The organism is Pseudomonas sp. G5001 (genome assembly GCF_013385475.1).
Classification (GTDB): domain Bacteria; phylum Pseudomonadota; class Gammaproteobacteria; order Pseudomonadales; family Pseudomonadaceae; genus Aquipseudomonas.
This window is the reverse complement of sequence record NZ_JACAPZ010000046.1, coordinates 87,651-97,729: the sequence shown is the minus strand read 5'-3', so window position 1 is coordinate 97,729 and position 10,079 is coordinate 87,651. Positions and strand designations below refer to the sequence as shown.

9 protein-coding genes and 1 pseudogene are annotated in these 10,079 nt (G+C 62.5%); 2 read left to right on the top strand and 8 right to left on the bottom strand.

Annotated elements, in window-relative coordinates; genetic code table 11:
• Nucleotides 1–50: 50 nt before the first annotated feature.
• Nucleotides 51–1,046, bottom strand: coding sequence for a succinylglutamate desuccinylase/aspartoacylase family protein (locus HX805_RS29145; protein ID WP_177117539.1), 996 nt, complete (start codon nt 1,044–1,046; stop codon nt 51–53).
• 74 nt (nt 1,047–1,120) lie between these two features.
• Between HX805_RS29145 and HX805_RS32495 the strand changes: the two are divergent.
• Nucleotides 1,121–1,633 (top strand): annotated as a pseudogene (locus tag HX805_RS32495) (TetR family transcriptional regulator C-terminal domain-containing protein); the annotation flags it as partial.
• On the opposite strand, the gene HX805_RS29140 reads toward HX805_RS32495, so the two are convergent.
• From HX805_RS29140 to HX805_RS29110, 7 genes are all read right to left on the bottom strand, one after another.
• The gene (locus HX805_RS29140; protein ID WP_008433732.1) at nt 1,589–2,587 is read right to left on the bottom strand and encodes a DMT family transporter; all 999 of its coding nucleotides are present in this window, start codon (nt 2,585–2,587) and stop codon (nt 1,589–1,591) included. The pseudogene HX805_RS32495 and the gene HX805_RS29140 sit on opposite strands and share 45 nt — an antisense overlap.
• A complete protein-coding gene (locus tag HX805_RS29135; RefSeq protein WP_003217050.1) occupies nt 2,584–3,282 on the bottom strand; it encodes an ABC transporter permease in 699 nt (232 codons plus the stop codon). Before HX805_RS29135 ends, HX805_RS29140 begins: the two co-directional genes overlap by 4 nt.
• Before the next feature lie 7 nt (nt 3,283–3,289).
• The gene (locus HX805_RS29130) at nt 3,290–3,994 is read right to left on the bottom strand and encodes an ABC transporter permease (RefSeq protein WP_134326647.1); all 705 of its coding nucleotides are present in this window, start codon (nt 3,992–3,994) and stop codon (nt 3,290–3,292) included.
• A gap of 165 nt (nt 3,995–4,159) precedes the next feature.
• A complete protein-coding gene (locus HX805_RS29125; RefSeq protein WP_087692319.1) occupies nt 4,160–4,996 on the bottom strand; it encodes a transporter substrate-binding domain-containing protein in 837 nt (278 codons plus the stop codon).
• A 25-nt stretch (nt 4,997–5,021) separates the two neighbouring features.
• Nucleotides 5,022–7,016, bottom strand: coding sequence for an aminotransferase class I/II-fold pyridoxal phosphate-dependent enzyme (locus HX805_RS32530; protein WP_177117538.1), 1,995 nt, complete (start codon nt 7,014–7,016; stop codon nt 5,022–5,024).
• A 103-nt stretch (nt 7,017–7,119) separates the two neighbouring features.
• Nucleotides 7,120–7,911, bottom strand: coding sequence for a CDP-diacylglycerol diphosphatase (locus tag HX805_RS29115; protein WP_008433742.1), 792 nt, complete (start codon nt 7,909–7,911; stop codon nt 7,120–7,122).
• 71 nt (nt 7,912–7,982) lie between these two features.
• Nucleotides 7,983–8,966 carry an aldo/keto reductase gene (locus HX805_RS29110; protein ID WP_003217060.1) on the bottom strand — a complete coding sequence of 328 codons (984 nt, stop codon included), beginning with the start codon at nt 8,964–8,966 and terminating at the stop codon, nt 7,983–7,985.
• Nucleotides 8,967–9,077: 111 nt separating this feature from the next.
• On the opposite strand from HX805_RS29110, the gene HX805_RS29105 reads away from it, so the two are divergent.
• Nucleotides 9,078–9,989: a LysR family transcriptional regulator gene (locus HX805_RS29105; protein ID WP_177117537.1), complete on the top strand. Its 912-nt coding sequence runs from the start codon at nt 9,078–9,080 to the stop codon at nt 9,987–9,989.
• Nucleotides 9,990–10,079: the final 90 nt, after the last annotated feature.

Below are 10,079 nucleotides of genomic sequence, written 5' to 3'. Positions count from 1 at the left end.
GAGCGGAACCAATACCAGCCATAACCGAAGAAACGGATATGTACTCCCGCCTAAGGATCCAACACCCCCCCGCTGTACCCCTCAGACAACCGCGTCCCGGTAAACTTGGCCACCACCGAACCCTGTGAAACCAGCCGCTCCCGATGCCCCGTCACCATCCGCCCGGTTTGCGCCGCATGCAGCACAACCTCAGAAGCCGGATCCCCAGGCCGCCGAATAATCCGCGCAAACCGCTCACCCTCTTCCACCTGTTCACCCAAACCTTTTTCAAACACCAACACCCCGGCACACGGTGCCAGGATGGTCTCCATGCAGCCCATGTCCACCACCTGCCCCCGCCATTGAGCAATCACCGGCGCCTCATCAATCACCCCGCTGGCGCAGAGCCAAGCCCAGATCCCATCACCATCCTGCCCGGCCAGGGCATCACTCACATCCGCCTGCCCACGCAATTCAATCGTCGCCGCCAACCGCGGCTTCCCGTGATCAATGATGGTCTCCTCAAACGACCCATCACCGCCCTCGTCCCAGACAATCACCACATCCACCTGCAACGCCGCCGCAAGCGCCCGGCCCGCGGGCCAAAAGCTGCGGTGGATGTAGAGATATGGCAGGGCTTCATCATCGGTGTGCAGGTCCAGCACCAGGTCAGCATCGGCGGCCAGTTGCACCAGGCTTTTCTGCCATTGCGCCAGGTTGCTGGCCGGCCGCTCCATGGCCAATGAATGATCAAACGCCCGGTTGAAATTCTGCCCGGTGGCTTCGTGAAACCGCCCCAACAACCGCCCCTGGCGAAACTGGCCAATGCCAAACGGGTTGGCCTGGGGCACCACCGTCACCGTGCCCTTGAGCCGGCCCTGATCCTGGCAGGCCTGCAAACGCGGCAGCAGTTGATGCAACACCAGCATCCCGGCGATTTCATCGGCATGCACACCGGCCTGCAGGTGCACCCGAGGGCCGTCGCCGTCACCCTCGAAGCGCCAGGCGCCAATGTGCAGGGTGTTCCCGGAATCCCCGGGGACTTGCCACGAAAGGTCTTTTGCCATGCCGTTGCCCTCCTCTTGTTGGTTCTGCAGGTATATATTGAACACACGTTCAACCATGTATCTTCACCGAGGATGTGCCTGTGGCCGAAGACCGTCGCGACCTGTTGATTGCCGCCACCCTCACCAGCCTCGCCCGTGACGGGCATGCCGGCATTTCCGTGCGGCGCATCGCCGCTGAAGCCGGGGTTTCGGTGGGGTTGCTGAATCACCATTTCGGCAGCATCGATGCACTGATCGCCGAGACCTACCACAAACTCGCCAGCGAACTGACCACCGCCCTGTGGCAGGAAGTCGACCAGGCCGTGGGCCCTGCCGCGCGGCTCGATGCATTCCTCGCCGGCTCGTTTTCCTCGCGGGTCATGGACCCGAAACTGTTGGGCGTCTGGGTGGTGTTCTGGAGCCTGATCCGCCACTCGAACCACGTGAACGACTCCCATGAAAAAAGCTACCGCGCCTACCTCGAACTGATCCGCCAGTTGCTCGACGACCTGGCCGAGAGCGAAGGCTTCGTGATCCACGACACGCGCCTGGCCGCCATCGGCTTATCGGCGATGCTCGACGGACTCTGGCTCGAGTGGTGCCTCAACCCCGGCACCTTCAGCCCCGCCAACGGGCTGCACATCTGCCGTTGCTGGATACAGGGGCTGCGTCACGGAGCATTCGGCGCCGACCACATCCTGTGACACCGGGTGCCGGGCGCTGAGCATGGCCAGGGTGCCGCTGATGGCGATCAGCACGGCACCGAAAATCAGCGACACGTCCATCACCGTGCCCCAGACCAGGCTCGACAGCAGGAACGCCCAGATCAAACCAGTGTATTCAAACGGCGCTAGCAGCGTCGCCGTGGCCCGGCGGAAGCTCGCAAACAGCAGGAACTGGCCAATCCCGCCCACCAGCCCCGCGCCGAGCATGCCCAGCCATGCCGGGGTCGGCGATGGCGTGTGGGTCCAGGGCAGCGTCAGCGCCATGCAGATTACAAACACCACATTGGTGATCAGCATCTGCTCCAGCACCGAGGTGTTGTCGTCCACCTGGCGCAACTGGATATAGGTAAACGCCCAGCACAGTGCTGCCGCCAATGTCAGGGCGATTGGCAATGGGTCGAGCATGTTGCTGGGGCGACAGGCGATCACCACGCCGACAAAGCCGATGATCAGCGAAATCCACTGGCCGCGACTGGCGCGCTCCTTGAGGATCAATGCCGCGAGCAACGTGACCATGATCGGTGCGGAAAAATACAGCGTGGTCATTTCCGCCAGGGTCAGGTCTCTGGCGGCGGTGTAGTACAGCAGCCAGGCCAGCAGCGACAGCAGGCCGCGGATGATCAACAGCTTGCGGCTGACCGAGTGCCAGGCACGCTTGAGCAAACCCATTCGCCCGGCGATCACGCACGCGGCGACCACCACCAGGCTGCGCCAGAACAGGATGGTGAACACTGAATAGTCGGCCACCAGCCATTTGATCCCGGCGTCCTGCAGCGCCAGGAACGCATAGGCCAGCGAGCACAGGGCAATCCCTTGCAACGAGCGATCGGTTTTCATCCGGCAGACCTGCGCAACGGTGTGCCGCGTCGCTCGGCAATCGCGTACAGGGCTTCAATCAAAAAGGTCAGGCACAGGTAGACCCCGGCCACCAGCAGCAGCGGCTGGTAGATCTGCAAGGTCTGGGCGCGTACCACGTTGGCGGCGCCAAGCAGGTCGACCACGGCAATGGTCGAGGCCAGCGCCGTGGACTTGAGCAGCATCACCGTCTCCCCCGCCAGGGTCGGCAGCAGCAGGCGCATGGCCCGTGGCAGGCGCACCCGCAACAGTGCCTGGCGTGGCGTCATGCCGAACGCCGAGGCGGCTTCCATTTCACCCTTGGGCACGGCCAGCAGCCCGCCGCGAATCACTTCACCGACGTACGCGCCCACCGACAACACCAGGGCGAACACGATGTACCAGTAACCGTCCCGCAGGAACGGCCAGAGGAAACTCCCGCGAATCATCGGGAACTGGGCAAACAGGCTGCCCAGGCCGTAATAGAAGATGTAGATCTGGATCAGCAGCGGCGTGCCCCGCAGCACACTGGTGTAGCCCAGTGCGCAACGGGCCAGCCACTTGCGCCGGGACAGCCGCGCCAGCGCTACCAGCACCGCCAGGGCGAAGCCGAGCACTGCCGAGATCACCAGCAGCGACAGCGTCGTCTGCAAGCCCTTGGCGATCAGTCCTGCGTAATAACTTATCCACTCAGGCATGTGCGGCTCACTCGACAACCGGCATCCAGCGACGAATACGTCGCTCCAGGCGCCCGGACAGGTAGTTGGAGGCCAGTGTCACCAGGTAATACAAGGCGGCGGCCGTGAGGTAGAACAACAGGTAATGCCGGGTCGAGCCCGCCGCCTGTTTGGCGGTGTACAGCAGCTCGTTGGTGCCCACTACGCTGATCAGCGCGCTGTCCTTGATCAGATTGATCCACAGGTTGGACATCCCCGCCAGGGCGTATGGCGCCATGATCGGCAGGGTCACCCGACGGAACAGGCCAAAGCCGCTCAAGCCAAACGCCCGCGCCGCTTCGATCTGGCCATGGGGAATTGCGAGGATCGCCGCGCGGAAAATCTCCGAGGCGTACGCGCCTTGCACCAGCCCCAGTACCAGGACCGCTACCAGCGGGCCGCTGATGTTGAACTGCGCAAACCCCAGCCACAGCATCAATGCGTTGAGGCCCATCGAGCCTGCGTAATACAGCAGCAGGATCAGCAGCAACTCGGGCACCGCGCGAAACACCGTGGTGTAGCCGCGCATCAGCATGGCTATCGGGCGCGGTGCACTGAGCTTGGCGCAGGCCACCACCAGGCCGATCAGCAGCCCCACCGCAAACGAGCCGGCGGAGATCTGCAGGGTCATCCAAAGCCCTTTGAGCAGTGCATTGCCCCAGCCTTGTTCGCTGAAGTTGAGTAGATCGAACATCGCTGCTCCCTATTTCGATGACACGCAATGACCCTGTGACGAGGGAGCTTGCTGTGGCGAGGGAGCTTGCTCCCGCTGGACTGCGTAGCAGGCCCATTGTTTGGGGGCGCTTCGCACCCCAGCGGGAGCAAGCTCCCTCGCCACAAGCACTCTCTTTCTACCGGATTAGTTTGTGTAGGGGCTGTCACATACCTTGCTGACGTACGCCGGGGTGTCGGCGCGTTTGCACGGGCTGACCGATACCCCAAACACGCTCTGGGACAGGTCGGCGTAGTCCTTGCTCACCAGCAACTCACCGATGGCCTTGTCGAGCCGGGCCTTGAGTTCGGTGTCTTCCTTGCGCAGGCCAGCCCCCACGCCGCGGCCGATGATCGGGTCATAAGGCACTTCGGCGATTTCGGCCAGGCCCTGGGCCTCAGGGGTCTTGACCATCATGGCGATGGCGACGCCGTCGGCCATCATCAGGTCGGTGCGCCCGGCAATCAGGTCGGCGTTGGCCGATTCCTGGGTGTCGTAGTACTTCAGGTCAGCAATGTTCTCGTAGTACTTCTTCAGGTAGTTGGCGCTGACCGTAGAGATCTGCACGCCGATGATCTTGCCCTTCAGCCCTGCCGGCGAGACTTCGACCGTGGTGCCCTTGGGGCCGGCAATGCCCAGCAGCGAATCGTAGTAGGCGCGGCTGAAGGCGATCTGTTTTTCGCGCTCTTCGGTGACCGACATCGAGGAGAAAATCACGTCGATTTTCTTCGCCAGCAGTGACGGAATAATCCCGTCCCAGGCCACTTCCTTGATCTGGCACTCAGCCTTCATCAAGCCGCAGAGCTTATGGATCAGGTCGACTTCAAAGCCCGTCCACTCACCATTGCCGCCCTTCACCGTGAACGGTGGGTAGGGTTCTGCCGCCACCGCGAACACAATGGGTTTCTCCGCCGCCAACGCAGTACCTGCCGCCAGCATCAACACAGCACTGCTCAACCACTTTGCCAATCGTTTGGATTTCATGATCTTGCCCCGTCTTTTTTTGGAGTTAGCGAGTTTGATGCGCGTTGACGAACTGCCGGCAACGTTCACTGCGTGGGTCGATAAACACCGAGTCCGGCGAGCCGGTTTCCTCGATCAGGCCTTGATGCAAAAACGCGACTTTGGATGACACATCCCGGGCGAACGCCATTTCATGGGTCACCAGGATCATGGTGCGGCCCTCTTCGGCCAGGGAGCGAATCACCCGCAGGACTTCGCCCACCAGCTCCGGGTCGAGGGCCGAGGTGGGTTCGTCGAACAGCATGACTTTGGGGCGCATGGCCAGGGCTCGGGCGATGGCCACCCGCTGCTGCTGGCCGCCGGAGAGGAACGCCGGGTATTCATTGCGCTTGGCGGCCAGGCCAACCCGGTCGAGCAAGGCTTCGGCGCGCTCGATGGCTTCGGCCCGGCTTTCGCGCAGCACCTGGATCGGCGCTTCGATCAGGTTCTCCAGCACAGTGCGATGGGGCCACAGGTTGAAGTTCTGGAACACCATGCCGAGTGTCGAGCGAATCCGCACCAGTTGCCTGGCGTCGGCCACCAGCGGTGAGCCGGGCCGGCCGTAGTTGAGCTTGATGCTTTCACCGTCGACGTGGATGCTGCCCTGGTCCGGCACTTCGAGCATGTTGATGCAGCGCAGCAAGGTACTTTTGCCCGAGCCGCTGGCGCCGATCAGCGAGATCACCTCGCCTTCGTGGGCGGTCAGGGAGATGCCCTTGAGCACCTCGATATTGCCAAAGCGTTTATGCAGGTCGAGCACCTCGATCATCTTCTTCGCAGCCACCGGCTGTACGCTGATGATTTTCGCCGCAGGCTCGATTCGCGGTTCTCCGGCGAGCTTGGCGACGAAGCGGCTGATACGTTCACAGGCTTCGGCCAGTCGCGCTTCACCCAGGGTAAACGACAGCCGCACAAAACCCTGGGCCGGCTCGCCGAAGGCCGCGGCATCCAGCACGGAAACCCCTGCTTCGCGGAACAGCCGCCAGGCGAAATCCAGGGAGCCGAGGCCGGTGTCCCGCACATCCACCAACACGAACATGCCTGCCTGCGGGGCCCGCACGTGAATGCCCGGGCAACCGCCGAGGCCTGCTACCACCAGGTCGCGGCGGCGGCGGTAGGTTTCGCGCATGCCCTGGGTGACTTCATCGTGGGCCAGCACGGCGGCGGTCGCGGCCTCCATCACGAACCCCGGCAAGCCGTAGAGCATGCTCAATACCAGGGTTTCCGCGTGGGCCACCATCGCAGGCGCGGCGACGATCCAGCCGATGCGCCAGCCGGTCATGGCATGGGACTTGGACAGGCTGCCGATCACGATGCAGCGATCGGCCATGCCCGGCAACGCGGCCAGGCTATGGTAGTCGCCATCGAACACCAGGCTTTCGTAGACCTCGTCCACCACTACCCACAGTTCATGCTCGATCGCCAGGTCGGCGATCACCTGCAATTCCTGAGGGTTGAGGACAACGCCGGTGGGATTGTTGGGGTTGGAGAAGAAGATCGCCCGGGTGCGAGGCGTAATGGCGGCAGCCAGCAGTGCCGGGTCGAGGCGAAAGCCCGAGTCGGCGGAACACGGCACCCGCACCAGCGTTGCGCCGCTGGCCTTGAGGGTCGCTTCGTAGGTGACGTACATCGGGTCGAGCACGATCACTTCATCACCGCCCTGCAACAGGCACAGCGAGGTGACGAACAAGGCGTTCTGCGCACCGGCCACGGTGATGACGTTTTCAGCGTTGAGCGGGCGAGCCAGGGACTGGCTGTAGCGCGCGGCGATGGCATCGCGCAGTGCCGGGCGGCCGGGGATTTCGGTGTAGTGGGTGTCGCCCTGGCGCAGGGCCTCGACGGCGGCGTCGGTGATGAACGAGGGTGTGGCGAAATCCGGATCGCCCACACTCAGGATGATGATGTCTTCGCCTTTGCTGCTGGCCTGGAAGGCAGCGTGGTGGATGTCCCAGGCGGCTACGCCCTGCCCTGCAATTCGCTCGACAAAAGGTGAAAACCGCATGCCAGTGCCTCTCGTTCAATCAGAAAAAGCGCAAGCCCGCCTGTTACCAGGCAGGGGGTGCAGCCAACATAATTGAAACTGAACACTCGTTCAACGGCAAACTTCACCGGATGTCGTTAACAGCTAAAACAGGTCGTTGTGGTGGTTTGTCCATCAGGTTGCACTGGCGGTCCTGCAGTTCTTCGGCGGAGGCCAGGTTCCATTCCTTGAGCGTCAACCGCGTGGTCAACAGTACGAAGTTGCCGTTCGCCGCCGGTGCCAACAGCAAGCTGTAACTGGCCATGGCGTCGCCCTGGGCCTGCACGTAGTCATTCAGGATGGCCAATGGGTCGCGCAGGTCGAATTCCACCGCCGACAACGTACGGGCACTGTAGGTATGCCCCTGCAGTTTTACCGGCAGGATTTGCCAGTGCTCGTCGAGGGTTGCCGCGCGTTCATTGAGGGTGTTGAAAATGTCGGGGCGCAGGCAGGCGATATGAATGTGCAACTGGTTTTGCGTGCGGCCATACCGCGAGTTGATCGCCAGGGATACATAACGGTCGGCAATCGGTGTTTGCAGGCCGGCCGAGAGTACATCGTGGTGTTTCCACGCCTGGGCAAAGTAATGCGGCAACAAGTCCCGGGCCAGCGCGACGTCTTCGATTCCGGTGACTTTATCGGTGGGGATCAGTAAGTCCTGGTACGGGCCGTTGAGGTCCTTGAGCAGCGCGAACCCCTTGTCCGGATCAACCTCGAGGCAGGGGCGCGGATTCTGGTGCTGGTTCTGGTCGGGCACGCATTGACGGCTGACGATCTGCCACAGCACATCGGGATTGCCGCGCCATTTCCAGGCGGCTGCCACCGCCACCACACACAGCAAACCACCCATGATCTTGAACAAGGGACCGCGCTTCATGCCAAAAACCTCAACGCCAAAGGAATGTCTTGTGTTGTTTTGCAAGCTGCAAGACATCCCTGTCGCAAAGGTTAACGCTGGGCCGGGGCCATGAATTCCGGCCCTACCGGGTCTTTTATCGTGCTGGCCAGAATACGGTCGATATGTTGCAGGTCGTCGGCCGTGAGCTGCCAGCCGAACGCATCTTCAACGCCTTTGAGCTGCTCCGGCCGGCGGGCGCCCCACAGTGCAACCGTGGGGCCCTGGTCCAGCACCCAGCGCAACGCCAGGGCCAGCACAGACTTGCCGTGGCATTCGCGAGCGTACACGTCCAATGCCGCGACCGCCGCCAGGTACTGCTCAAAGCGTGGCGCCTTGAATTTCGGGTCGAGCTTGCGCACGTCATCCCCGGTAAAACCCGTGGCCGCGTGCATGCTGCCGCTCAACAAACCCCGGCACAGCGAACCGTAAGCCAAAACCACCAGTGAATTTTGCTTGGCGTACGGCAGGATATCGCTGTCGATCGCCCGCTCAAACAGGTTGTAGGGCGGCTGCACGGTGTCCAGGTGCGTGTACTGGCGGAAATCGTCCATTTGCGCAGGCGAATAATTGCTCACCCCCACGGCAAGGATCTTGCCTTCACGGCGCAGTTTTTCCAGCTCGCCGGCGGTTTCCTCCTGGGCTACCAACGGGTCGGGCCAGTGAATCTGGTAGAGGTCGATGTAGTCGGTTTCGAGGCGCAGCAGTGAGTCTTCGATTTCCTTGCGGATACGTCGGGCCGTGGCATTGCGGCGCACCGTGCCGTCGTCCCATTGCAACCCGGCCTTGGTGGCGATCACCGCCGTGTGGCGTACACCGCGCAGGGCCCGGCCGATCAGTTCTTCCGACAGCCCAAGGCCGTAGACCGGCGCACTGTCGATAAAGTTGATGCCGCTGGCCAGCGCATGGCGAATGGTCTTGACCGAGACCTCATTATCGGCGCCGCCCCACATCGAGCCACCCATGGACCAGGTGCCCAGGGCAATCCGCGAGACGGCCTTGTCGATGCCCGGGATCTTGATGGTTTCGATACTCATGAAAAAGCCTCCGCCAGAAACAATCAGTAAAAAAACGATTACTCTAGATCATCCGTGGTTGAATCGGGCTCAACGCCGCGTGCAACCCAAACCCCATAAAAGGTGCTTGATATGGCTGCGTTCAATCGCTCCGAGTTGGCCGACCTGAATGTCTTCATGGCGATCATCCGTCGCCGCAGTTTCCGGCATGCCGCCAATGAACTTGGCGTCACCACCTCGGCCCTGAGCCACACCATGCGCAACCTGGAAACGCGCCTGGGGGTCAAGTTGCTGTATCGCACCAGCCGCGCCGTAGAGCCTACCGATGCCGGCGTGGTACTGGCGGAAAAACTCAGTGCCGGCTTTGCGACGATCCAGGACGGCCTCGACACCCTCGAACTGTACCGCGAGGCGCCGATTGGCCGCCTGCGCCTGAACGTACCCCGGGATGCCGCGGTGCTGCTGATTTCGCCGGTGCTCGGCGAGTTCACCCGCACCTACCCGCAACTGCGCCTGGACGTGATGATCGAGGACCGCATGCTCGACATCGTCGCAGAGGGCTACGACGCAGGGATCCGCTATGGCGCCACGGTGCCCCAGGACATGGTGGCCGTGCCGCTGACCGGCGAGCTGCGCTGGATCATGGTCGCCTCCCCGGCCTACCTCGCACAGGCAGGGACACCTGCAGTGCCCAGGGACTTGCTCACGCACTCCTGTGTACGCATGTACCTGGGCGACAAGACCACCTACAAATGGGAACTGGGCAATGGCGTACGCCAGCAGCGGCTCGATGTGCCCGGCCACTTCAGCGCGGCCGACACCCAGACCATCGTTGATGCGGCCCTGCAAGGCGTGGGTATCGCCTACTGCCTGGAGAATCGCGTGCTGGCGGAACTGGCCGACGGGCGCCTGGTAGAAGTGCTGCCCGACTGGGCCTGCATCGGCGCGCCGCTGTGCATGTACTACCCCAGCCGGCGTCAGTCGCAGCCGGGATTGCGCCAGCTGATCGACATGATTCGGCTGAGGACCGCGGCGCGCCCTTAGCATGGGCGCGTAAAACGCCGTATCAAACTGCATGCCAGTGGGATGGAATCGCTGAGGGGGCATCGGGTACGAAGAGTTACACCCGCTGGA

Coding starts and splice junctions, on each gene's coding strand:
- HX805_RS29125 (WP_087692319.1), bottom strand. CDS start 4,996: ATGAAATCCAAACGATTGGCAAAGTGGTTGAGCAGTGCTGTGTTGATG.
- HX805_RS29130 (WP_134326647.1), bottom strand. CDS start 3,994: ATGTTCGATCTACTCAACTTCAGCGAACAAGGCTGGGGCAATGCACTG.
- HX805_RS29110 (WP_003217060.1), bottom strand. CDS start 8,966: ATGAGTATCGAAACCATCAAGATCCCGGGCATCGACAAGGCCGTCTCG.
- HX805_RS32530 (WP_177117538.1), bottom strand. CDS start 7,016: ATGCGGTTTTCACCTTTTGTCGAGCGAATTGCAGGGCAGGGCGTAGCC.
- HX805_RS29135 (WP_003217050.1), bottom strand. CDS start 3,282: ATGCCTGAGTGGATAAGTTATTACGCAGGACTGATCGCCAAGGGCTTG.
- HX805_RS29115 (WP_008433742.1), bottom strand. CDS start 7,911: ATGAAGCGCGGTCCCTTGTTCAAGATCATGGGTGGTTTGCTGTGTGTG.
- HX805_RS29105 (WP_177117537.1), top strand. CDS start 9,078: ATGGCTGCGTTCAATCGCTCCGAGTTGGCCGACCTGAATGTCTTCATG.
- HX805_RS29140 (WP_008433732.1), bottom strand. CDS start 2,587: ATGAAAACCGATCGCTCGTTGCAAGGGATTGCCCTGTGCTCGCTGGCC.
- HX805_RS29145 (WP_177117539.1), bottom strand. CDS start 1,046: ATGGCAAAAGACCTTTCGTGGCAAGTCCCCGGGGATTCCGGGAACACC.